The organism is Brevundimonas sp. VNH65, from assembly GCF_049445955.1.
In the GTDB taxonomy this organism is placed as follows: domain Bacteria; phylum Pseudomonadota; class Alphaproteobacteria; order Caulobacterales; family Caulobacteraceae; genus Brevundimonas.
This window is the reverse complement of the sequence record NZ_JBMSDX010000008.1, coordinates 115006-138848: the sequence shown is the minus strand read 5'-3', so window position 1 is coordinate 138848 and position 23843 is coordinate 115006. Positions and strand designations below refer to the sequence as shown.

The following is a 23843-nucleotide window of genomic DNA, read 5'->3' as shown; positions in this document are numbered from 1 at the left end:
CGACCATGACCGATCTGCAGGCCGCCGCCTTCCATCATGAAGCCATCCAGGCCGTGGCCTTGTGGACCGGGCTGTGTCTGATCCTGCTGCTGGTGCTGACCTATCGGGTGTCGGCGCAGCGTCGGAAGCACCGGGTGTCGCTGGGCGACGGCGGGCATGAGCCGGTGAATGTGGCGGTCCGCGCGTTCGGCAATGCCGTCGAATATATCCCCATGGGTCTGGTCGCGATCACGGTTGTGGCCATGCTGGGCTGGACGGCGGCGGTGATCCACGCCTTGGGCGCCGCCCTGTTCCTGGGTCGCATCCTGCATGCGGTCGGGATGCACAGCGCCAAACAGCCCGCGCCCGGGCGGCTGTTCGGCATGGTGCTGACCTATCTGGTGTTTCTGGTTTCGGCGGTGCTGCTGATCGTCGGAGTGTTTCTGTAGGCTACACGCCCCAGGCGGCGCCGCCGGCGCCGTAGGCGTCGATGGTCTGGAACAGGGCGATCACCAGGTCCTGTTCCTCGGCCGTCAGTTCCGGTTTCCAGACGTCGAAGATGAGGACGATGCGGTCGCGGTCGCTGGTGTTGGCGGCTTCGTGCTCGATCGTGTCGTCGAAGGCCCAGGCCTGGCCATCCCGCCATTCGCGCACGTCGTTGCCGACGCGGAAAACGCAGCCCGGCGGGGTGATGACGGGCAGATGGCAGATCAGGCGGGTGTTGATCAGCCCGTGATGGGGCGGAATCTTCGCCCCCGGCGTCAGGCGCGAGAACAGGATGGACGGCGTCCGGCCGGGGACACGGCACAGCGGCAGGGCGGAAAGGACCTCCATGGTGCGCGGGCAGCGGCGGGCGATGTCGGGCTGTTCCTCGCCGTCCTTCCACAGGAACAGGGCGCTCCAGTCCGGGTTGGCCATCATGCCGGCCTGGTCGGAGTTGGGGCGGTCCTGGCGTGGCTGGATATAGGGCTGGAACAGCCCGGGTTCGGCCAGGAGGGCGTCCAGTTCGGCGCGGATGTCGCTCGCCGCCGCCTCCACGGCCGCCAGCCAGGGCAAGGTCTCGCGCGGCTGGAACTGAACCTGGGGCAGGCCTGGGAAAAGGTAGAAGCGCGGCTGTTGCAGATACAATTTCTTGCGTCCGGCCATCAGATCGAGCGACTGGCCGAACCGTTCGCTGGAGACGGCGGGGTCGAAGCCGGCCTGTCGCATGCCGCCGTCGATATGGGCCTGGAAGGCGTCAGCCTGAGCCTTGAGGGTCGACTGGACCCGCCGGAGTTCAGGCACGATCGAGGGCGCCAGCGGGCGCCCCTGCTGCTGCGCCTGGCCGGCCAGACGCAGGGCGGAGTTGTAGAAGGTGGAGGCCGATCGGGCCTCGCCCAGCGCGGTCAGCGCATCCCCCTTGGAGATCAGGGCCGCCAGATCGGCCGGATCGATCGCCAGCCGGCGGTCCGCCTCGGCCAGGGCGGTGCGGTGATCCGTTGATGCGGCGTTCATGGCCGTGATCCGACTGCGCCGGACGCGCCGGGTCAAGGGGTCGCGCGTTCAAGCTGAACCGTTCGTCAGGTCCATGCGTATTGAGGGTCCGAAGAGGAAGGACACGCCCATGTCGTCGACCGTCGTGACCCAGAAGGCCGCCGCGGACACCGCGCCGCCCGACACCGCGCCCACTGACGTCCAGCCGCGCCACGCGCAGCCTCTCGTGCTGGCGGCGGTGGCCTTCGCCGTGCTGACGCCGCTGATCCAGAATCTGGCGGGACTGGGTCTGACGCAGGCGGAGTTCGCGGCGCGCGGCGATTCGACCTTGAGGGTCGAAGGCTATGCGTTCTCGATCTGGGGGCTGATCTACGCCGGGCTGATCGTCCACGGCGTTCGGCAGGCCGTGCCGGGCCCGGACGCCGCCGGGCTGAGGCGTCGCCTGGCCTGGCCCGCCATCGCGGCGCTGATCGGCATCGGGGTCTGGATCGTGGTGGCGGCAATGGGGCTTCAGGTCGCCAGCGTGGTGGTGATCTTCTTCAGCCTTCTGGTTCTGCTGGTTCCGCTGCTGTCCGTCGCGAAGACGATACGGGGCCTTGGCCTGACGGCGCCGGACCGGTGGGTGACGGTGTGGCCGCTGGCGGGGCTGGCGGGATGGCTGACGGTCGCAGCGCCGCTGAACCTGATCAACGCCGCGACGGCGCTGAACGCCCTGCCCCCGGCCCTGCCGCCGACAGCCTGGGCGTTGACGGCGGTGGCGCTCGCGGCCGGCCTGGCCGTGATCGGGGTCCTGAGCCTGCGAACCCTGGCCTATCCGCTGCCGGTGGCATGGGGGCTGATCGGCGCCTTCGTCGCCGAACAGGCGCGCAATCCCATGCTGGGGTTCACGGCTCTGGGCGTCGCCCTGGTGCTGATCACCGTATCGGCCATCGTCGTGTTCGGGTTTTCGCGCAGGAAAGGCCGGACGCTGAAAGGCGATTCGTCCGCGACCGTCGCGTTTGACGGCGTCACTTCCGCCGGGACGGCTGACACCGGAGCCGAGTCCCGCTAAGAGGCGCGCCCATGAGCGCGCAGCAGAAGTCTATGGCCGAACTGGCCGCCGAATACGGCCTGGCCCCGAACGAGTATCAGGTCGTCCTCGACCGGCTGGGGCGAGAGCCGAACCAGGTCGAGCTGGGCGTGTTTTCGGTGATGTGGTCCGAACACTGCAGCTACAAGTCGTCAAAGATCCACCTGGGCAAGTTCCCGACCACCGGGGATCGCGTGATCTGCGGGCCGGGCGAGAACGCGGGCGTCATCGACATCGACGACGGCGACGCCTGCATCTTCAAGATGGAGAGCCACAACCACCCGTCCTACATCGAGCCCTATCAGGGCGCGGCGACGGGCGTGGGCGGCATCATGCGCGATGTCTTCACCATGGGCGCGCGGCCCGTGGCCCTGCTGAACGCCCTGCGTTTCGGCGATCCGTCGCATGAGAAGACCCGGCGTCTGGTCTCGGGCGTCGTCTCGGGCATCGGCGGCTACGGCAATTGCGTGGGCGTGCCGACGGTCGCGGGCGAGACGAACTTCCACAAGGGTTACAACGGCAACATCCTGGTCAACGCCATGTGCGTCGGCCTGGCCCGGGCCGACGAAATCTACTATTCGGCCGCTCCGGAAGCGGGCCACGCGGTCGTGTATTTCGGCTCCAAGACCGGCCGCGACGGCATCCACGGCGCGACCATGTCCTCGGCCGAGTTCGACGATGAGTCGGACTCCAAGCGCCCCACGGTCCAGGTCGGCGATCCCTTCGCCGAGAAACTGCTGATCGAAGCCACGCTGGAACTGATGGCCTCGGGCGCCGTCGCCGCCATTCAGGACATGGGCGCGGCCGGTCTGACGTCCTCGTCCGTGGAGATGGCGGGCAAGGGCGGCGTCGGCATCGAGCTGGACATGAACAAGGTGCCCCAGCGCGAAACCGGCATGACGGCCTATGAGATGATGCTGTCGGAAAGCCAGGAGCGGATGCTGGCGGTCCTGAAGCCGGGCCGCGAGGCGGACGGCGAGCGCATTTTCCGGAAGTGGGGCCTGGACTTCGCCGTCATCGGGGTGACCACCGACACCGGCCGTCTGGTGCTGAAGCATCATGGCGAGACGGTGTGCGACGTGCCGCTGGCGCCGCTGTTCGACGACGCGCCGCTCTATGATCGGCCGTGGGTGCAGCCGGAGCTGCAGCCGCGCCTGAACCCCGCCGACGTGCCCGCGCCGGAGAACTGGGCCGATGCGGTGATGAAGGTCGTCGCCTGCCCGGACATGGCGTCCAAGCGGTGGATCTGGGAGCAGTACGACCGCCACGTGATGGCCGACACGCTGCAGGACAGCTCGACCGGCGCCGACGCGGGCGTGGTGCGGGTGCACGGCACGGACAAGGGTCTGGCGGTCACCAGCGACTGCACGCCACGCTACGTTCAGAACGACCCCTATGAGGGCGGCAAGCAGGCGGTGGCCGAGGCCTGGCGTAATCTGACGGCCGTGGGTAGCCGCCCCATCGCCATCACCGACAATCTGAACTTCGGAAATCCGCAGCGCCCCGAGATCATGGGCCAGATCGTGCGGGCCATCGACGGCATGGCCGAGGCGTGCCGCGAGCTGTCCTTCCCGGTCGTGAGCGGCAACGTAAGCCTCTATAACGAGACCAACGGCGTCGCCATTCCGCCGACGCCGACGGTGGGCGCGGTCGGCCTGCTGCCCAACTATGACGTGGTCGTCGGCTTCGGCGGGGCGGTCGAGGGCGACGTGCTGGTGCTGATCGGCGAGACGGTCGGCGAGTTGGGCGCCTCGATCTATCTGCGTGAGGTGCTGGGCCGCGAGGACGGCGCTCCGCCCCCGGTCGATCTGACGCTGGAAAAGAAGACCGGCGATTTCATTCGCGACCTGATCGAGGCGGGCGAGATCACCTGCGTCCACGACCTGTCGGACGGCGGCCTGATCGGGGCGGCGGCGGACATCGCCCTGGCCTCGGACGTCGGCATCGCCCTGGAGGCGACGATGGAGAACCCGCACGCCTTCCTGTTCGGCGAGGACCAGGCCCGCTATCTGATCGCCACCGGCGACGCCCCGGCCCTGCTGGCCAAGGCGCAGGAGGCGGGGCTGGAGGCCACCGTGGTGGGCCATGTGAAGGGGGCGGACTTCGCGGCCGAAGACCCGGACGGCGGCGATCTGTTCAGCATCCCCATCGCCCATCTGCGCGAATGGCACGAGGGCTGGATGCCGGGCTGGATCAACAGCGCTGCCTGATCACTCAGCTCGGCCGCGTACCCCGCGGCCGGATGGCGACGGTCGCCAGGGCGCAGCCCAGGCTGGCGATCGCGGCGCAGGCGACGACCAGATTTCGGTCCATGCCCGGCGAGACGAGGCGATAAAGCAGCAGGGCCGCCAGGGCGCCCAAGGCCGTGGCGGCGACCACCCACAGGACGCCCGACCTGACCCTGGGCGAGACCAGTCCGGCGATCAGGCCCGTCAGCAGCGCCATCGGCGCCCCGACGATGTAGGCGACGATCACCGTGAAGAAGCCCGACAGCAGCATCAGGGAACGCATCTTCGGCTCGTCGGCCGGAATCTGGTGGATGGACCAGCCGAGGGCGGCCATGAAGCCGATCAACGGCCCGATCAGGGTGAAGACGGCCGTGACCGCCGCCACCCTGCCCCATTGTATGCGTCGCATGTCCTGGTCCTCGTGAGACAGCAAGGTTAGGACGCATGCCGCAATCTTTGCACCTGACGCCGGCTGACGCTCGGATCAGACGGTCGGCACCGCCTGGCTGAGCCGCCCGCCGACGCGGATCGGTTCGACGCGGGTCGCCAGGCCGGTCCTGTCGTCGGTCTCGACATAGACGCCGCAGATGGTGGCCGGGCCGCTGGCCGGGGTATAGCGCCCCTGGGAGATGCGGGTGGTGAAGCGCCGGAGCGGTTCTTCCTTCTCGTTGCCGATGACGCTGTCGTAGTCGCAGCAGCCGCCGGCGTCGGTCTGATAGGCCGTGCCGCCCGGCAGGATCTGGCAATCGGCGGTCGGGACGTGGGTGTGGGTGCCGACCACCAGGGACGCACGGCCGTCGCAGAAATGGCCCATGGCCATCTTTTCCGAGGTCGCCTCGCAGTGCATGTCGACGATGACCGCGTCGGCGACGGCGCCGAGCGGGGCGGCGTTCAACTCGCGGTCCACCGCGCTGAAGGGATCGTCCATCGGATCCATATGGACGCGGCCCAGCACGTTCATGACCAGAACGGTGCGGCCCGAATGGGTTTCAAACAGATTGGCCCCGGCGCCCGGTGCATCCATCAGGCGCGGATAGTTGGCGGGGCGGATCAGGCGCGGCTCGCGCACGATATAGGTCAGGGCCTCGCGCTGGTCCCAGGAATGGTTGCCCAGGGTCAGGCAGTCGGCGCCCGCCATGAACAGTTCACGCGCGGTGTTCTCGGTGATGCCGAAGCCGCCGGCGGCGTTCTCCGCATTCACCACCACGAAGTCGAGCTTCAGGTCCCGCTTGAGCCCCGGCAGATGATCCGAAAGACCGTCCCTGCCCGACTTGCCGACCACATCACCGAAAAACGCCAGTCTCATGAAAGGTAAGGTCCTGCCGGGCCCGCAGGCCAATCTTCACACCGTAGCCCATCCACCCGACCAAACTCGCGCAGGTTTCCGGTGACGACGATCAAGGCGCGGCTGCGCGCATGACCCGCGATCAGAAGGTCGTTTGCGCCGATCATCAGTCCTCGGCGTTGCAAGTCGGCCTTGATATCGGCGGCATGGTCAGCCGCCGCCTCGTCGAAATCCAGAACCTGCAGGCGATCCAGCAAGGCCTCCACGGCCGCTCGCTGGTCGATTGGTCGTTCAGACATCAGCGCGCCGTGCATCAGTTCGTGACGCACCACCGTCGAGGTGAACAACACCTCCGCATGCGCTTTCAGTTGGGATTCCAGCGTCGCGGCGCGGTTACGCAAAATGCGAACACAGATGTCAGAGTCGAACAGATACACTCACTCGAACTCGACAACGCTGTCGTCGACCACATCCTCGGCGATGCGAATATCGATCCCCGGTCGGGCGAAAAAATCGTCCCAGAGCGCATTCACCGGCACCAGTCGCAGGCTCTTGCCTTCCTTGATGACGCGCAACTCCTTGACGTCGTCGGGAAAGGCGACGGCCTTGGGCAGGCGCACCGCCTGCGAGCGGTTCGATTTGAAGACCGTGGCTTTCAGCGGCGCGCTCATGACGTCGGTATCGGACTCTGCCATGTATATGTCAACGGGATATGCCAGATGACCTGTAGCCCGTCTCGGTCAGAACGCCATGCAACCGGATGTCGTGGGCCTCGATCGGCAGGTGTTCGACCTGCTGCCCCGCGAACGCCAGGCCGATCCGCGTCACGTCCGGTCGGACGGCGAAGGTGCGGTCATAGTAGCCCCCGCCCTGCCCCAGGCGCCCGCCGGCGCCGTCGAACGCCAGAAGCGGCGTGACAACGAGGTCGGGGTCGATGGTCTGAGCCAACGGCAGGGGCGCCGGGCAGCCGGCGACGTCCATCTCCAGCGGCTCTCCCGGAGACCAGACGCGAAAGATCATGGGGGCGTCCCGCTTCAGAACCACCGGCAGGCACAACCGACGCCCGGACGCGGCCAGGGCGAGCGCCAGAGGCTCGGGGTCCAGCTCCGACCCCATGGCGCGATAGACGGCGACGACATCAGCCGGCGGCAGGTCTGCGGCATGGGCGGCGGCGCACCGGGCAGCATCCGGGGACGCCAGGGTCAGGGCCTTCCGGCGAGCCCGCGCGTCCGCGCGTAAAGCCGCCTTGTCCGGGAATTCCATCATCTGCCGCATTGCCAGGACCGGCCGGTGTTCATAGGCCACCGTGCACCCCGGCGAAGGCCGAGGTCCAGAGTGCAAATTCGGCCAGGGGTCGAGTTTCGATGCGCGGCATCCCTCGCGCACAGGTCCTGATCTGGACCCCGGCCTGCGGCGGGGTGCACGGTGGGGGGGGCCGAGCCCTGCACACAAGGCTCGAGCCACCGCACGGCTGGTGATCGCGCGCTGCGCCGCCGCTCAAGCAGCGAGGCTCCGCGAGCCGAGCGGTAGCGCTCTAGGAGAATGGGTTGGCGGGCGCCGCAAGAACCGTGAAGGACGGTTTGAATCCTCTCGAGCCTGGGTAGCCAGGTGGGCTCCGTATACCCGACCCCACGAGGTCAGACAGGGACAGATCCCTTCGAGTGAATTAAGGCCGCGAGGATATGTTGCCTACGACGTGAGCCGCAGCAGACCCGCCAGCGCACAAGATAGGGCTTCAGCCCCCGGCCCACAAGCGGCGGTCTATTCGGCGTCGGGCTGGTGCTCGGCGGCGGTCAGGCGGAAGGCGTCCAGCTTCAGGCATTCGGCCTCAATGGCCTGAATACGGGGCCAGCGCAGTTCGACATTGAACCGTCGCGCATTGGTCATCTGGGGCACGAGGCAGACGTCGGCCAGGGTCGGGGTCGCGCCGAAGGCGAAGGGGCCGGGCGTCTTGGCCAGCAGGGCCTCCAGGGCATTGAATCCGTCTTCGATCACCTGACGCGCCCAGGCCTGCTCATCCTGGCCGAAGTCCTTGATGCGGCGCAGGATCTTGAGGTTCTGGATCGGATGGATGTCGGCGGCGACCACCAGGGCCGCAGCGCGAATCCGCGCGCGGTTCGCGGGATCGCCGGGCAGCAGGGGCGGCTCCGGCGCGATCTCGTCCAGATATTCACAGATGGCCAGGGACTGGGTCAGCACCCGGCCGTCGTCGGTCTGAAGCGCCGGGACCAGACCCTGCGGATTAAGCGCCAGATAGTCAGGCGCGCGCTGCCCCCCGTCGCGCAGGTGATGCGGAACCTGATCCGCCGTCAGCCCCTTGAGCGCGAGGACGATGCGCACCCGCCAGGCCGCCGAGGACCGCCAGTAGCCGTGCAGGATCATGCAGGTTCCCCTCGTCTCAGGCCGGATCGCCGATGGTGACGGTCAGGGTCTCCAGACCGTCGATCGTCGCCACCAACACGTCGCCCGGAACCACCGGCCCGACGCCCGCCGGGGTGCCGGTGTAGATCAGGTCCCCGGGTTCGAGCCGATAGAGGCCGGACAGGTAGGCGATGACGTCGACGACCGGCCAGATCTGATCGGAAAGATCGCCCGTCTGTTTCGTCTCGCCGTTGACGGTCAGGGCGATGGCGCCGACGCCGGGATCGAAACCCTCGGCCGGTCGCAGGAGACCCAAGGGCTTGGACTGTTCGACATTCTTGCCCGTGTCCCAGGGGCGGCCGGTCTTCTTGGCCGCGCCCTGAAGGTCGCGCCGGGTCATGTCGAGGCCGACGCCGTAGCCGTAGACGTGGTCCAGCGCGGCGGCGGGGTCGATGTTTCGTCCGCCCCTGCCGATGGCCACGACCAGTTCGACCTCGAACTGATAGTCCTTCGTCGCCTGCGGATAGACGATGGTCGTTCCGGACGGCACGACAGCCTCAGCCCAGGCGGTGAAGAAGAAGGGCGGTTCGCGGTCGGGATCGCTACCCATCTCGCGCGCATGGTCGGCGTAGTTTCGGCCGACGCAGAAGACCCGGCGCACGGGAAACCGCTCGCCGTTGGACACGGCGGCCAGGACAGGCTCGGGCGCGGCGAAGGCCAGGGTCATGGGATCAGCTCTCCACGGCGGGTTCGGCCGCCGCCTCGGCGGCCCTGGCCTTCAGGTGCTTGTCCAAATCGGCGGTCCAGGCCTTGACCTCCTTGGCCGAGGCGCCGCCCAGGACGGCGATGGACTCGCGCATCCGCTCGCGGGCGATGTCGCGGCCCATCAGCTCCATCGAGCGGAACAGGGGCAGGGACTGTGGCTTGCCGGTCATGACGATGAACATGTGCCGCACCAGATCCTTGAACTTGGCGCCGGTCATTTCGGCCACGGTGCGCAGGACGCCCTCGATGGCCGCCTGCGTCCAGTCCGCCTCGCGCTCGAAGCCGATCGAGGCCAGGTTCAGGGCGCGATTCAGGGTCGGCTGGTCCAGCTTGCCGTCCAGCAGGGTGGCCAGCGACGGCTCCAGACGGCCGGCGAAGAGGAAGCTGGTCGCGGGGCCGAGGTCGGATAGGCGGGTGACCCGCGACTGGGCCATGTCCGCGACCTCATTGAGATAGGCCGGTGTGATCCAGGCGTTGACCGCGGCGCGGAAGCCCTCGGGCGACAGCACCTCGCGCAGCCAGCGGCCGTTCAGCCAGTCCAGCTTGGAGATGTCGAAGATCGGCCCGCCCAGCGAGATGTTCGACACGTCGAACCGCGACTGAAGCGTTGCGAAGTCCATCAGTTCGTCGCCGTCCGCCTGGCTGACCGCCGACAGGCCGAGGAAGTTGGTCAGGGCCTCGGGCAGGTATCCCATCCGCTCGTAGAACAGGACGCTGGTCGGGTTCTTGCGCTTGGAGAGCTTGGACTTGTCCGGATTGCGCAGCAGAGGCAGGTGAAACAGCTGCGGCATGTCCCAGCCGAAATAGCGATAAAGCAGCTGGTGCTTGGGCGCCGACGGGATCCACTCCTCGCCGCGCAGGACGTGGGTGATGCCCATCAGATGGTCGTCGACGACATTGGCCAGATGATAGGTGGGGAAGCCGTCCGACTTCATCAGCACCTGCATATCGACCGAGTCCCACGGGATCTCGATGTCGCCGCGCGCCATGTCGTTGAAGACGCAGACGCCTTCCGACGGGACCTTCATGCGCAGGACGTGCGGCTCGCCGGCCGCGACGCGCGCCTCGGCCTCGGCCGCCGGCACGTGCAGGCAGCGGCCGTCGTAGCGGGGCGGCTGACCTTCCGAAGACTGGCGGGCGCGCAGGGCGTCGAGGCGCTCGGGCGTGCAGAAGCAGCGGAAGGCGTGGCCGTCAGCCAGCAGCTGATCGGCGTATTTCGCATAGATGTCGCTGCGCTCGGACTGGCGATAGGGGCCGTTGGGGCCGCCGACGTCCGGACCCTCGGACCAGGACAGGCCCATCCAGGTCAGGGCCTTGAGGATGACCTGCTCGGACTCCAGGGTGCTGCGCGCCCGGTCGGTGTCCTCGATGCGCAGAATGAACGTGCCGCCATGCTGTTTGGCGAACAGATAGTTCATCAGGGCCACATAGGCGGTGCCGACGTGGGGATCGCCGGTGGGCGACGGCGCCACGCGCGTCTTGACGGTCATTGCAGGTAACTCCGAAGTCCGGGGGCGAAATCGGTCATGCCGTCGGTACGGCGGGGCTCAGATTTCGCCAAAATCAATTTGCTGCGCGTCCTATAGCCCGCGCGGCGGCGGTCTCAAGCACGGATTGGGGACTGAGCCCCGCCTCGCGCATGTCGCGCAGGGAGGGAGAGCCCAGACGCTTGGCCAGGCGACGGCCGTCGTCGTCAACGACGAGAAGGTGGTGATCCCAGACCGGCACGTCGAGCCCCAGCAGGGCCTGCAACAGCCGGTGGGCGGGGGTGGAGGACAGAAGGTCCTCGCCGCGCGTCACCCGGACCACGCCCTGGGCTGCGTCATCGACGGTGACCGCCAGGTGGTAGGAGGTGGGAGTGTCCTTCCTGGCCACGACGAAATCGCCGAGCGCCGACAGGTCGACGGCGAAGGTTCCGTGGGTGACGTCGGTCCAGGTCAGGGGGCCGCTCAGGTCGAGAGCCCGTCCGCCGTCCAGCCGTATTGCATAGGGGTCGCCGCGACCGATCCGGTCCTGACGCTCCATCGCGGACAGATGGCGGCATTTGCCGGAATAGACATGGCCGACGTGATCCTGGGGCGCCCCGCCCATCGCCTCGATCTCGCGCCGGATGTCGGCCCGGGTGCAGAAACAGGGATAGAGGACGCCCTGTCCGTCCAGCCTCTCCAGCGCCTGTCGATAGACGACCATCCGTCCGGACTGACGCCAGACCTCGCCTTCGGAGACCAGGCCCAGCCAGGCCAGGTCTTCCAGATTGCGGTCGATGAACTCCGGCCGGCTGCGGCCCCGGTCGATGTCCTCGATACGGATGAGGAACCGCGCGCCGAGATCGCCGCCCCTCTGCGCCGCATAGCCGGCGGAGAAGGCGTGGCCCAGGTGCAGGTCGCCCGTGGGGCTGGGGGCGAAACGGACGGCCGGGGCATTTCCTGTAGAGCCAGACTCGATCGACATCCGCTCGCTATCCTTGAACATCCCAACACCGTGCACCCCGGCGAAGGCCGGGGTCCAGATGGCGTATCCGGTCGAGTCCGATTCTGGCCGGTGCGACATGGCTTATGCCGAAAACTCTGATCTGGACCCCGGCCTTCGCCGGGGCGCACGGAAATTGGGCTGACCCGTCGCCAGAACCGATGCTTTTCATGACACCGGTTTCCGCTGATAGTGGTCTCAACAAGAACCGGGAGGACGACCATGGATCGACGCCAGCTTCTGACGGCGGGGGGCGGCCTGGCCCTGACCGCCGCCCTGCCAGGTTGCGCCACCCTGAAGCCCGGCGCGACGCCAGGGCAGACGGTATGGACCTTCGACCGGCTGGAGGCCATCGGCGGGCGCGCCACGACGGTTGAAGGGGCGCCGGTGCTGATCGACACGCCGCTGGGCAAGGCGGTGAAGTTCGACGGCGCGGACGACGCCCTGTTCATCGACAACCATCCGCTGGCCGGCGCCGAACGGTTCACCTTCGAGGCGGTGTTCCGCCCCGACGGCGGCGCCTTCGAGCAACGCTGGTTCCATCTTCAGGAAGCCGACGAGGTCAGCGCCGCCCAGGGGCAGCCGCCGGGCACTCGTTTCCTGTTCGAGATCCGGGTGGAAGGTCAGGAGTGGTGGCTGGACGCCTTCATCAAGGGGCCGGGGTACAATCAGGTGCTGATCTTCCCGGAGAAGCGCCATCCGGTCGGCCGGTGGTTCCACGTAGCCCAGACCTATGACGGCGCGACCTATCGCAGCTATGTCAACGGCGTGCTGCAGGGCGAGGCAGCCGTGACGTTCAGGGCCCAGGGCGCAGGCCGGGCTTCGGTCGGATGCCGCATCAACCGCGTGAACTATTTCAACGGGGCGGTGCGCGAGGCGCGTTTCACCCCGGAGGCCCTGCCGCAGGAGCGGTTCACGCGCCACACCTGAGGCCCTCCGTGCATCCCGGCGAAGGCCGCGATCCAGATCGAGGCTGCGCCGACTGAAACGGACGACCCGAAAGGTCGGCTGGGCCTGTCGTCTGACCGACATGTCTCAAGCACGGGTCGCCATCTGGACCCCGGCCTTCGCCGGGGTGCTCGGTGATATTGCGGGCCAAATACAGAAAAAAGGCCGGCGTCCCGAGGGGCGCCGGCCGGTAGTTCCAGGAGTAAACTTGGGACTTAGAACTTGTAGCGGATGCCGGCGAACACCTGACGGCCGGTGTGGTGGTAGACGTAGGTGCTGTCGCGGTTGCCGCCCAGATCGCCGTGATACTGGCGGTTGGGTTCGTCGGTCAGGTTGATGCCCTCGATCGAGATCGAAGCCTTGTCGGTCAGCTGGTACGAGGCCGAGGCGTCGATGCTGAGCGTCTCGGTCTTGCCCTGCACCGGGATGCCACGGTTGCCGCCGTTGCTGCCCGGGACGTTCTGATAGTAGCCGTCGCGGTAGGAGGCCGAGACGCGGGCGTTCAGCTTGCCGTCGTCATAGTAGAGGGTGGCGTTCCAGGCGTTCGGCGACAGATTGACCAGATCTTCCGTCACGATGACCGCACAGCTCGAGGTGGTGCAGTAGTCGATCTGGGATTCGACGTGGGTGTAGTTCAGCTGGGTGCCGAGGTTTGACAGGAAGCCCGGCAGGAAGCGGAACGGCTGCTGATAGCTGATTTCCCAACCCTTCAGCGGACCACCCTCGGTGTTGGTCGGGGTGGAGTAGATATAGGTCAGGCTCGGATCACGGTCAGGGCTGACCGGGAAGGCGACCGGGTTGAGCTCGGTCAGCTGGGCATAGGTCAGCGTCTGCTGGGTCGTCTGCACATAGGTCGAGATGTCCTTGTAGAAATAGGCGAAGGACAGCAGGGATTCCGGTGCGAAATACCATTCGACCGACAGGTCGTAGGTCTTCGCGCGATAGGGCTCCAGCTCGACGTTGCCCAGCGAGGCGCTGGGGTTCGGCGCGTTCAGGGCCGACAGGCTGAACACCGGGATCAGGCTGGTGACCGGCGGACGCGACATCACCTTGGCGGCGGCGAAGCGCACCATCAGGTTCTCGACTGGCTCGATCGACAGGTTCAGCGACGGCAGGGTGTCGTCATACTCGTTCTCGCCCGGCGTCACCCGAGCGACACCGCCGACGTTCGAGAAGCCGACGGCGTCGATCTCGGTCTTGACCTGACGAACACCGACGTTGCCGCGGAACGGCATGGAGCCGAGGGTCACATCCCAGTCCGCCTGGACCCAGAAGCCGGTGTCCTTTTCGGTCACTTCACGGAAGCTGCTGAACGCCGAAGGGTTGTCGAGGCCCAGCAGGCGGAAGTCGCCGCCGGCCACGCCGGTGTCGCAGTTGCAGTCCCACTTCCACAGCTGACGCAGGGCCTCGAGATCGGGGATGACCCACGAGGTCGCCGATCCCGCGGGCAGGTCCAGATTGCGGCCGAACCCGGTCAGCAGGCCGGTGACCGAGGCCATGGAGGTGCCGGCAGGCAGCGCCGGGGCGGTGTTGTTGAGGCGCGCCAGACCGGAGCCGATGGAGGAGTATTCCTTGTAGCTGGCGCCGCCCTTGAGGGTCAGGTTGTCGTTCAACGTCCACTCCAGACCGCCTTCGGCCGTGGTGTAGATGTTGGTCTGCTGGCTGGAGCTCAGGCGCAGTTCCGTCCTGGGCTGGAGGCCTGCCGGGCCGGTGAAGGTCCAGCTGTTCGGATCGGCGACGTCAAAACCATAGACGATCAGGGGCAGGTCGCGGTTCTGGCGGAAGTCCCAGCTGTAGCCGTCGGTGTTCTGGCGATCGATGATCGCATTGACCTGCAGCGGGTTGGCGAACTCCGACTTCGAACGACCGATGGTGCCGCTGAACTTCAGATTGTCGGTGAACTCGTGCTCGACCGCCAGGGTGACCTGGGTGAACTCGGTTTCCAGGGCGTCGAACCGGCTTTCGGTCCGCAGGTCCATGTCGTCGAGCTTCATATAGACCAGTTCGCCCGTTTCCGGATCGGCGATGGCGTCAACGATGTCCACCTCGGGCTTGCCGCCCGCTGAGGCGTTGCGGCTGAGCGACCAGGCTTCCAGGAACTGCTCGTTGCGGGTCGAGTCCAGCTTGGAATAGAGGGCGTCGAAGGTGAACAGGGTGCGGTCGTTGTTCGGACGCGCCTGCAGCGACAGGGTGCCGCCCAGACGTTCCTGGCCGTGAGTCAGGCGGCCGTAGCGCGGGATACGCGGGTGGAACAGGCCTGCGGCGGCGCCCGAACCGCCCGGCAGGGCCGCCGGGTTCTGGAAGCCGTTGTCGCCGTTGGCCGGACCCCAGCGCACGGACGAGAAGCCTTCCTCGATCGAGTCCTTGTCGCTGTAGGCCACCGAGGCCAGGGCGCCGAGGCGACCGTCCATCCAGGTGCGTGAGATCAGTCCGGCGTAGCGCGGGCTCCACTCCTGGGACAGGTCGTTGTAGCCGTACTGGGCCGAAAGGACCGTCTGGCTGGCGCCGCCGCTGTCGAACGGACGGCTGGTGCGCAGGTCGACGGTGGCGCCGAGCGAACCTTCCTCGACTTCGGCCGAGGCGGTCTTGCGGACCGTGATGTTGTTGAAGAGCTCCGACGCGAAGACGTTGAAGTCGAAGCCGCGGCCCCGGTTCACGCTGCCCGAGGAATCGGTGGCGCCCGTGGTCGCCTGGGCCTCGATGCCGTTGATGCGGGTGCGGGTGAACTCCGAGCTCAGGCCGCGCACGGTGATGGTGCGGCCTTCGCCGGCGTCGCGGTCGATCGAGACGCCCGGAATGCGCTGGATCGATTCCGCCAGGTTGGTGTCGGGGAAGTCGGCGATGTCCTCGGCCGAGATGGCGTCGACCACGCCGGCTTCGCGGCGCTTGATGTTCAGGGCGTTGGCCAGCGAGGCGCGGAAGCCGGTGACGACGATCTCGTCGACCTGAGTGGCTTCAGGATCCTGATCGGCAGCGTCCTGGGCGGCCGCCGGCGAGGCGGCGAGCGCCAGGGTCATGGCGGCGAAAGATGCGGTGGCGGTCAGCGCGAGACGCGCCGAGGGCGTACGAAAGTGCATGATGGGTCTCCTCCCTGTTGCGTTGTCGAGGGTCTTTCGCCCTCTGTTCTCCCTCGACCGCCCGTTGGCGGCCGACACCGGTGTCAGGATGGGTTTGCCAAATCTCTGCTACCGGTGTCATAGTTCTTACGCACAGTTTGGCTGATGTGGCAAGAAGGTGGCCGGTCCGATTTCCAGTCCGCCTTCGCAGCAGACTGACGACCGTGGCGCAGCCGCGACAGAAATCAGACCGGGCGCGAAACGACGCCCGGCGGGAGGGACAAGATGACGATTCGCAGCCTGTTGCTGACCGGCGCCGCCCTGACTGTTTGCCTGGGAGGCGGGGCGTCGGCCCAGTCCGCCGATCCGGGCCTGCTGTTCCGGCTGTCGGCCGATTCGTCGCTGACGGCGGACCAGGCGGCGGGTCAGGCCCAGCCCACCTTCGCCGACCGCGCCTCGATCCAGCCGGGCGGCGTCGCCGGCGGCTATCTGAAGGCCGAGGATGATCAGGTCCTGGCCTGGTCGGCGCCCGGCAACATCCAGGCCCAGCGCGGCACGGTCTCGTTCTTCTGGCGCGCACGCACGCCGCTGACGGCCAATCAGTTTCCGCTGTTCCGCGTCAGCTACGCCAACCATTCGAGCTGGGACATGGTGTTCCTGCGAATTGACTGGAACGGCGAAGGTTTCGACGCCTTCGTGACCGACGCCAACCTGGCGCGGGTGCGGGTATCGTGGAAAGCGCCGCGCATTCCGGCGGCCGACGAATGGACCCACATCGCCTTCGCCTGGGACGAGGACACAGGCGTGCGGTTGTTCGTCAACGGCCAGCTGGCCGAACGCAAGGATCGGTCGGCCGTGCTCGACGCCGGCCTGGACCAGTTCGGTCCGCACAGCCGGATCATCAGCCCCTATCAGGTGCAGAGCCGATACAACTTCCTGCGCGGCGGTGATCTGGACGAACTGCGCATCTATGACCGCGCCCTGGACGCCGCGGGCGCCGCCGCCCTGTCGCGCAACGCCGAGCCCGCGGTCGCCGCTGCCCCCACGGCTTCGGACCGCGCGTGGACCCGCCGTCTGGGCTTTGACGGGCCTCCCCCGCCCTATCTGGCCGACGAACACACGGCGATCCGCCGCGTTGAATTCACCGACCAGCGCGACGTCGCCCAGCGCATGTGGAAGGGCAACGACGGGATCCGCGAGACGACCTGGCCCGGCGTCTACAACCGTTCGCGGCTGGAGGGACGAAGCGACTACTTCATCCTGCCGGACTGGAACGTCTATTCGGGCGGGGGCAAGGCCGGGACCTGGTATCTGCCGTCCGAGCCCTGGAACCAGGTGGAGGTCCAGGGCGCGGCCCATGGCCGACTGACCGCCGTCGACGCCTCCGAGTCGCCCGCCGGATCGGCGCAGGTGACAGACGAGGGCGCGCTTCTGGCGCGACGCGTTCAAGGCGCCGAGCGCACCACCACCCGCCTGTCCGCCGATCGGACGGGCGGCGCCGTGCGGTTCCTGAACGACGCCCAGGAAACCCCGATTCAGGAGATCGGCGTCTATCGCGTCTCCGCCGGTCGGGCGCCGACGGGAATCGGCCGGTTCGACATGGTCGTTCGCCCCGAGGCGGCCGTCGACTTCCCCAGCGTCCAGGACCTGACCGGCTGGATCGCGGGGCGTTATCCGGCCGAGGAGAGGACGACGGTCGTGGCCACGCCGAACGGCGCCGCCACCCGCCCGCGCGCGGAGACGGCCGCCGGCCCCGCGCGGCCTCTGGTGCATGTGATCATCCCGCAGGACAGCCGGACCCAGCAGCCGGGCCTGCCGCTCAACCGGGGCGCGACCTTCGGCTTCGAGAATTTCGGCGGCCTGGACGGACTGGAGCTGACGATCCCGGCGCTGGACCTGGCGGCCGGACCGGGCGGACTGATCCCTCTGAACATCCGGGTGAAAGACCCGATCGCCCCCGAGCGCGACCTGATGGACGTCAATGTCTCGGTCAAAGCGGGCGAGGCGCGGACGCTGTGGCTGGATGTGCGCGACCGCATTCTGCCGAGCGGCAAGCCGATCTATCTGACCCTGGCGTCGTCGGTGCAGGGCTTCGGCCCGGCCAGCGTCTCGGGGGCCCGGATCGGTCTGGTGTTCAAGAGCCGCGAGGAGGCGCGCGTCGAGCATGAGCACGATCGCCACCAGCAGATTCGCGACAACTACGGCTTCCTGGTCGAGGAGCGGCAGTCGAACCGCGACCTTCGCCTGTTCGCCCGCTTCTACGCCGATCTGACCGACCTGTTGCGGGTGAACCCCGAGCATCCGGCAGGCGTCGCCTACTGGTCCGAATGGAATCCCCAGCAACCCCTGCCGCCGGTCGAGATCGCACCCGCGCCCCCCGGGGTCCCGGCCTGGGCGTGGGGTCAGACGCAGGCGCTCAAACAGGCCGGCGACTTCGTCGACTGGTGGATCGACCGTCGCCAGGTGGACGGCGAATTCGGCGGCGGCCTGTCGGACGACACCGACCTGACCAACCAGTGGCCCGGCCTGGCCCTGATGGGCGTCAGGCCGGACAAGCTGAACGCCTCGCTGGAGGCGATGATCGCGGCGACCTATCGCAACGGCATGTGGAAGGACGGCCTGGGCGCCATCGTGACCGATGAACTCCACGTCTATGAGGAGGGCGTCAACGCCGTCAGCCAGGTCTCCTATCTGTCGCCGTCCGATCCGAGGACCGTCGAGCGGCTGATGGAGACGGCGGCGCGCTATGAGGACCTGACCGAGGTCAATCCGCTGGGCCGACGTCTGTTCGTCAGCAACTATTTCGGCGGCGACCACATCGTGCGCGAAGACCCGTGGCAGTGGTCCAAGCCCTATTCCTATCTGATCCTGCATCCCGGCATCCGCCTGGTGGACTGGAACGGCGCGCCGGAGGTCCGGAAACTGCTGCTGGAGCTGGCCGACGGCTATCTGGCCCACGGGACCCAGGACGCAGAAGGCCGCTGGACCTATCCCAGCGAGATCAACTGGCCCGACAGCGCCACGCGCGGAAACGCCGGGCCGCAGCAGACGAACCTGTTGATGTGGGCCGCCTGGCGCTGGACCGGGGATGCGAAATACCTGCGGCCGATCGAGCAGGTTCTGCGCGACGGCGGGCCGTCCGCCCTGATCGGCACGATCAACGGCGACCTGTCGGCGGAGCTGAACCGGCCGGAGTTCCGTCAGGCCTGGGCCGAGGCCGGGCGGTCGCCCAACGCCAATCCGATGGCCCTGCACAACGCCTGGCTGGCGACCGGAGACAAGACCTTCCTGGAGCGAGCCTATGACGCCCAGAGGCGCGCCGCGACCCTGCGCTGGGCGATGATGACCGACGACCAGTGGTGGGTGGATCGGGTCGAGATCCCGACCCAGGAATTGCAGCGCCAGCGGCTGGGCGGCGTCGCCCTGTGGCGCAACGCCATCGTGCAGGGAAATGCGGTCAGCTGGCGCTTCGCCGACGAGGCCCAGGCGACGGACCTCGCGGTGCTGGTGCGCGATCCGGCGCGCAACCGTCTGAAGATCATCGCGCACAATGTGTCGAGCCGGCCGGTGATCGCGACCCTGACCGGGGCGCAGATCGCGACCGGGCGCTGGACCCTGACCCAGGGAGCGGATGCGAACGGGGACGACGCCATCGACGGAAACGGGGCGTCCCGCCCCGTCGAGTTCGGCCGCGATCTGGGAATCGAAATGACGTTCGCGCCCGGCGTCACGACAGTGATCGACCTGGCCCTGGACGGCGCCGAGGCGGACGTTCGCGACCGGCCGGACCTGGCCCTGGCGGCGCGCGACATCGCGTGGCGCGGCAATGCGCTGGACGTCACGGTGCATTCGCTGGGATCGCGCGACGCCGGCGCGGCCCGGCTGGTGCTGCAGTCCGCCGACGGACGCGTGCTGGCCGAGGCGTCGATCCCCGCCCTCGCCGCGCCCAATGATCTGAAGCCGAAGACGGCGACCGTCCGCCTGACGCCGCCGCGCGGCGCCGATCTGGCGGGCGCCTGGGTGCGGATCGTCTCGGATGAGCCGGAGATCACCGGGATCAACAACAGCGCCGCCGTGCCGCCGCGCGGTCGCTGAGGAGGATGGACATGATCGATCGTCGCAAAGCCCTGGCGTCCGGCCTGGCCGCCGCCGTCTTCGCCTCGCCCTCCGTCGCCCAGAGGCGTGCGGGAGCGACCGCCGACCCGCGCGTCCAGACCCGGCACGGACCCGTCACGGGAACCCGCAACGACGGCGTGGCCGTGTTCAAGGGCGTGCGCTATGGCGCGCCGACGAAGCGGTTCATGCCGCCGGAGCCGCCCGCGTCGTGGACTGATACGCTGCGCGCCGTCGACTATGGCGCGGCCAGCCCCCAGCGCGGCGGCGGGGAGGCCCAGAGCGAGGACTGCCTGTTCCTGAACGTCTGGACGCCCGCGACCGACGCCGGGAAGCGGCCGGTCATGGTCTATATCCACGGCGGCGCCTATTCATCGGGATCGGGCAGCCATCCGCTGTACGAAGGAACCCGGCTGAGCCGCCGCGGGGATGTGGTGGTGGTGACGGTGAACCACCGGCTGAACGTCTTCGGCTACGCCTATCTGGCGCCCCTGGTCCCGGGTCTTGAAGACAGCGGCAATGTCGGTCAGCTGGACCTGATCCTGGCGCTGCAGTGGGTGCGCGACAACATCGCGGCCTTCGGCGGGGACCCGTCGCGCGTCATGGTGTTCGGCCAGTCCGGCGGCGGCGCCAAGATCGCCACCCTGATGGCCACGCCGGCCGCTTCCGGCCTGTTCCACAGCGCCGCGACCATGAGCGGGCAACAGGTCACCGCGTCCGGCCCCATCAACGCCCGGCGGCGGACCGAGACCTGGCTGGCGGCCATGGGGCTGACGCCGGATCGCGCGGCCGAGACCCTGACGGCGCCGATCGAGACGCTGCTGGAGGCCATGTCGGCCGAGGACCCCATTCTGGGTTTCGGAGGTCTGTATTTCGGGCCGGTGCTGGATTTCCGCAGCCTGCCGCGACACCCCTTCTATCCCGACGCCTCGCCGGTGGGCCGCCACATTCCGATGATCATCGGCAATACGCGCGAAGAGACCCTGGGCTTCATGGGCAATGACCCGGCCAATGCGAACCTGACCTGGGACACCCTGCCCGCCCGGCTGACGCCCGGCGTCATGCGGATCGACATCGACCCGGCGCCGATCATCGCCGCCTATCGCCGGATGAAGCCCGACTGGACCCCTGACCAGGTGCTGATCGGGGCGACCACGGCCGGGAGATCCTGGCGCGGCGCCGTGATCGAGGCCGAGGAACGGGCGAAGGCGGGATCGCCCGCCTGGGTCTATCAGCTGGACTTCCCCGGCGAGATGCCGTCGGGACGCAGGGGCGCCTTCCACACGGCGGACATTCCGCTGGTGTTCGACAATGTCGACATCCCGGCCTCGAGGGTGAAGGGACCGGGCGCGCAGGGGGTGGCTGACCGTATGAGCGACGCCTTCATCGCCCTGGCCCGGACCGGCGACCCGAACCATCCCGGCCTGGCGCGCTGGGACCGCTATGAGCTGCCGCGCCGCCAGACGATGCTGTTCGATGTCGACAGCCGCATGGCCGACGATCCGCGCGGCGACGAACGGGCGTTCTTCTCGATGATCCCGTACGTCCAGCCGGGGACGTAGCCGATCCTATTCCTCCCCCACTGGGGGAGGTGGCGCGGCGCGCCTTCGCGCCGTGACGAAGGGCGCCTTATCCAGACTCCGACGTGCGCGGTTGGCCCCTCCACCGCTTGGCTGCTGCGCGCCGCCCTACGGGTCGCGGTCCCCCTCCCCCGGTGGGGGAGGAATGCGGCTACGCCCGCACCGCCCCCCGCGCCGCGTCCACGCCCAGCGCCGCCAGGGCGGAGGCCGCGATCTGGTCGGCGTTGAGGCCGGCGGCGGCGTACATGGCGGCCGGGCTGTCCTGATCCTGGAAGATGTCGGGCAGCGTCAGGGTGCGGATCTTGAGCCCGGCGTCGAGGGCGCCCCTTGAGGCAAGCAGTTGGAGGACGAAGGCGCCAAAACCGCCCATGGCGCCCTCCTCCACCGTGATCAGGGCCTCGTGCTCGCGCGCCAGACGCAGGATCAGGTCGGCGTCCAGGGGCTTGGCGAAGCGGGCGTCGGCGACGGTGGCCGAGACCCCGCGCGCGGCGAGAAGGTCAGCGGCCTTCAGCGATTCCTGAAGGCGCGTCCCCAGCGACAAGATCGCGACCGAGGTTCCCTCGCGCACGATGCGGCCCCTGCCGATCTCCAGCGGCGCTGCCAGTTCCGGGATTTCGACCCCGACGCCGTCGCCGCGCGGATAGCGGAACGCGCTGGGCCGGTCGTCGATTTCCAGTGAGGTCGCGATCATGGCCGCCAGTTCGGCCTCGTCCGAGGCGGCCATCAGCACCATGCCCGGCAAGGCGCCCATGAAGCCGATGTCAAAGCTGCCCGCGTGGGTCGCCCCGTCGGCGCCGACCAGTCCCGCCCGGTCCATGGCGAAGCGCACAGGCAGGCTCTGGATGGCCACGTCGTGAACCACCTGGTCGTAGCCACGCTGGAGGAAGGTCGAATAGATGGCGCAGACCGGCTTGATCCCGTCCGCCGCCAGACCGGCCGCGAAGGTCACCGCATGCTGTTCGGCGATGCCGACGTCATAGGTGCGGTCCGGATAGGCCTGGCCGAACAGGTCCAGTCCCGTGCCCGAGGGCATGGCGGCGGTGATGGCGACGATGGAGGGATCCAGCGCGGCGCGCTTGATCAGTTCCGTCCCGAACACCTTGGTGTAGCTGGGGGCGTTGGAGACGCTCTTGGCTTGCTTGCCCGAGACCACATCGAACTTGACCACCGCATGCAGCTTGTCGGCGCTGCTCTCGGCCGGCGCATAGCCCTTGCCCTTCTGGGTCACGACATGGACCAGCACCGGACGGTCGGTGATGGCCGCCGCGTTCTTCAGGATGGGCACCAGATTGTCGAGGTCGTGCCCGTCGACCGGACCGACGTAGTAGAAGCCCAACTCCTCGAACAGGGTGCCGCCCACGACCATGCCGCGGGCGTATTCCTCGGCCTTGCGCGCCGCGTTGCGGAACGGACGCGGCATGTGCTGGGCCACCTTCTTCCCGAACTTGCGGAAGTTCTGGTAGGCGCCGCCCGAGACCTGTTTGGCCAGATAGGCGCTCATTCCCCCGACCGGCGGGGCGATCGACATGTCGTTGTCGTTGAGGATGACCATCAACTGGCCGGCCGTCTCGGCGGCGTTGTTCATCGCCTCATAGGCCATGCCCGCCGACATCGAGCCGTCGCCGATCACGGCCACCACCTTGTTCGACCCGCCCTTCTGCTCGCGCGCCGCCGCGAAGCCGAGCGCCGCCGAGATGGAGGTGGAGGCGTGGGCCGCGCCGAAGGGGTCGTATTCGCTCTCCGACCGCTTGGTGAAGCCCGACAGGCCGCCGCCCATGCGCAGGGTGCGGATGCGGTCGCGCCGCCCGGTCAGGATCTTGTGCGGATAGCATTGGTGACCGACGTCCCAGATCAGGATGTCGTTCGGGGTGTCGAACACATGGTGCAGGGCCACGGTCAGCTCGACCACCCCCAGACCCGCGCCCAGGTGGCCGCCGGTGACCGACACGGCGTCGATCGTCTCGGCGCGCAACTCCTCGGCCAGCTGTTTGAGCTGGGCGGCGTCGAAGCCCCGCATGTCGGCAGGCAGCTTGACCGTATCGAGGAGGGGAGTGTGGGGCATCAACAACTCAAATCAGACCTTTATCCTTCTCCCCTCGGGGGAGAAGGTGGGCCGCGAAGCGGCTCGGATGAGGGGGCGGCGTCTGCAGGCTGGCTGCATGACGACGGATCGCGGCGAAGAGATGGTTCGGATTGCTCAAAAACGCTTCATTCGCCGAACGCAAGACCGTGAATCCGGCTTCACGCAACCTAGCGTCGCGCAGATCATCTTGTTCCGGTCGTAAACGGTGCACGCCACCATCCAGTTCGACCACCAGCTTCAAATCCGCGCAGACGAAATCGCAGACTGCGCCGGCGACAGGACTTTGGCGCCTGAACTTCCATCCATCGAAGCGGCGATCACGGACATGGCTCCACAGGATCGTCTCCGCCTTGGTGACGGCCGCCCGAAGCCGTTTTGCGCGTTGCGTCTCCTTCGACGATTGCCACATGGGCCGACAGCCCCCTCATCCGACC

The 23843-nt window shown here is 68.0% G+C and carries 19 protein-coding genes and 1 other RNA gene; 6 read left to right on the top strand and 14 right to left on the bottom strand.

The genetic code is table 11. The features are described from left to right. Positions 1-5 precede the first annotated feature (5 nt). Positions 6-428 carry an MAPEG family protein gene (locus ACO2Q1_RS13210; protein WP_423329938.1) on the top strand — a complete coding sequence of 141 codons (423 nt, stop codon included), beginning with the start codon at positions 6-8 and terminating at the stop codon, positions 426-428. Position 429: 1 nt separating this feature from the next. Here the strand turns inward: ACO2Q1_RS13210 and ACO2Q1_RS13205 are convergent, their stop codons facing one another. Next, entirely contained in the window at positions 430-1473 is a 1044-nt protein-coding gene (locus ACO2Q1_RS13205; protein ID WP_423329937.1) for an aspartyl/asparaginyl beta-hydroxylase domain-containing protein, read from the bottom strand. A gap of 109 nt (positions 1474-1582) precedes the next feature. Between ACO2Q1_RS13205 and ACO2Q1_RS13200 the strand changes: the two genes are divergently transcribed. Beyond that, positions 1583-2503: a hypothetical protein gene (locus tag ACO2Q1_RS13200; protein ID WP_423329936.1), complete on the top strand. Its 921-nt coding sequence runs from the start codon at positions 1583-1585 to the stop codon at positions 2501-2503. A gap of 11 nt (positions 2504-2514) precedes the next feature. Continuing rightward, positions 2515-4731, top strand: coding sequence for a phosphoribosylformylglycinamidine synthase subunit PurL (gene purL / locus ACO2Q1_RS13195; RefSeq protein WP_423329935.1), 2217 nt, complete (start codon positions 2515-2517; stop codon positions 4729-4731). Between the two features lie 4 nt (positions 4732-4735). On the opposite strand, the gene ACO2Q1_RS13190 is transcribed toward purL, so the two are convergent. The 10 genes from ACO2Q1_RS13190 to gluQRS form a co-directional block, all read right to left on the bottom strand. Further along, the gene (locus ACO2Q1_RS13190) at positions 4736-5158 is read right to left on the bottom strand and encodes a hypothetical protein (protein WP_423329934.1); all 423 of its coding nucleotides are present in this window, start codon (positions 5156-5158) and stop codon (positions 4736-4738) included. Between the two features lie 75 nt (positions 5159-5233). Continuing rightward, positions 5234-6055 (bottom strand): TIGR00282 family metallophosphoesterase, encoded by an 822-nt coding sequence (locus ACO2Q1_RS13185; RefSeq protein ID WP_423329933.1) that lies wholly within the window; start codon positions 6053-6055, stop codon positions 5234-5236. After that, positions 6052-6471, bottom strand: a complete 420-nt coding sequence (locus tag ACO2Q1_RS13180; protein ID WP_423329932.1) for a type II toxin-antitoxin system VapC family toxin — start codon at positions 6469-6471, stop codon at positions 6052-6054. The genes ACO2Q1_RS13185 and ACO2Q1_RS13180 overlap by 4 nt, the downstream gene beginning before the upstream one ends. After that, a complete protein-coding gene (vapB, locus tag ACO2Q1_RS13175) occupies positions 6472-6705 on the bottom strand; it encodes a type II toxin-antitoxin system VapB family antitoxin (protein WP_423329931.1) in 234 nt (77 codons plus the stop codon). A 31-nt stretch (positions 6706-6736) separates the two neighbouring features. Next, complete coding sequence (locus tag ACO2Q1_RS13170; RefSeq protein ID WP_423329930.1) at positions 6737-7339, bottom strand: 5-formyltetrahydrofolate cyclo-ligase; 603 nt, start codon at positions 7337-7339, stop codon at positions 6737-6739. A gap of 245 nt (positions 7340-7584) precedes the next feature. Beyond that, positions 7585-7747, bottom strand: a non-coding RNA gene (gene ssrS, locus ACO2Q1_RS13165) — 6S RNA. 48 nt (positions 7748-7795) lie between these two features. After that, a complete protein-coding gene (maiA, locus tag ACO2Q1_RS13160) occupies positions 7796-8416 on the bottom strand; it encodes a maleylacetoacetate isomerase (RefSeq protein WP_423329929.1) in 621 nt (206 codons plus the stop codon). 16 nt (positions 8417-8432) lie between these two features. Beyond that, a complete protein-coding gene (locus ACO2Q1_RS13155; protein WP_423329928.1) occupies positions 8433-9122 on the bottom strand; it encodes a fumarylacetoacetate hydrolase family protein in 690 nt (229 codons plus the stop codon). A 4-nt stretch (positions 9123-9126) separates the two neighbouring features. After that, complete coding sequence (gltX, locus tag ACO2Q1_RS13150) at positions 9127-10650, bottom strand: glutamate--tRNA ligase (RefSeq protein ID WP_423329927.1); 1524 nt, start codon at positions 10648-10650, stop codon at positions 9127-9129. A gap of 73 nt (positions 10651-10723) precedes the next feature. Beyond that, positions 10724-11611: a tRNA glutamyl-Q(34) synthetase GluQRS gene (gluQRS, locus tag ACO2Q1_RS13145; RefSeq protein WP_423329926.1), complete on the bottom strand. Its 888-nt coding sequence runs from the start codon at positions 11609-11611 to the stop codon at positions 10724-10726. 240 nt (positions 11612-11851) lie between these two features. Here gluQRS and ACO2Q1_RS13140 point away from each other — a divergent pair, with 240 nt between their 5' ends. Then, complete coding sequence (locus ACO2Q1_RS13140; RefSeq protein ID WP_423329925.1) at positions 11852-12559, top strand: LamG domain-containing protein; 708 nt, start codon at positions 11852-11854, stop codon at positions 12557-12559. A 233-nt stretch (positions 12560-12792) separates the two neighbouring features. On the opposite strand, the gene ACO2Q1_RS13135 is transcribed toward ACO2Q1_RS13140, so the two are convergent. Continuing rightward, the gene (locus ACO2Q1_RS13135; RefSeq protein WP_423329924.1) at positions 12793-15654 is read right to left on the bottom strand and encodes a TonB-dependent receptor; all 2862 of its coding nucleotides are present in this window, start codon (positions 15652-15654) and stop codon (positions 12793-12795) included. Positions 15655-15918: 264 nt separating this feature from the next. Between ACO2Q1_RS13135 and ACO2Q1_RS13130 the strand changes: the two genes are divergently transcribed. Both ACO2Q1_RS13130 and ACO2Q1_RS13125 read left to right on the top strand, forming a co-directional pair. After that, complete coding sequence (locus ACO2Q1_RS13130; protein WP_423329923.1) at positions 15919-19728, top strand: LamG-like jellyroll fold domain-containing protein; 3810 nt, start codon at positions 15919-15921, stop codon at positions 19726-19728. A gap of 11 nt (positions 19729-19739) precedes the next feature. Continuing rightward, positions 19740-21308: a carboxylesterase/lipase family protein gene (locus ACO2Q1_RS13125; RefSeq protein WP_423329922.1), complete on the top strand. Its 1569-nt coding sequence runs from the start codon at positions 19740-19742 to the stop codon at positions 21306-21308. Positions 21309-21477: 169 nt separating this feature from the next. Here the strand turns inward: ACO2Q1_RS13125 and dxs are convergent, their stop codons facing one another. Both dxs and ACO2Q1_RS13115 read right to left on the bottom strand, forming a co-directional pair. Continuing rightward, entirely contained in the window at positions 21478-23391 is a 1914-nt protein-coding gene (gene dxs, locus ACO2Q1_RS13120) for a 1-deoxy-D-xylulose-5-phosphate synthase (protein WP_423329921.1), read from the bottom strand. Between the two features lie 4 nt (positions 23392-23395). Beyond that, positions 23396-23818, bottom strand: a complete 423-nt coding sequence (locus tag ACO2Q1_RS13115) for an endonuclease domain-containing protein (protein WP_423329920.1) — start codon at positions 23816-23818, stop codon at positions 23396-23398. Positions 23819-23843 lie beyond the last annotated feature (25 nt).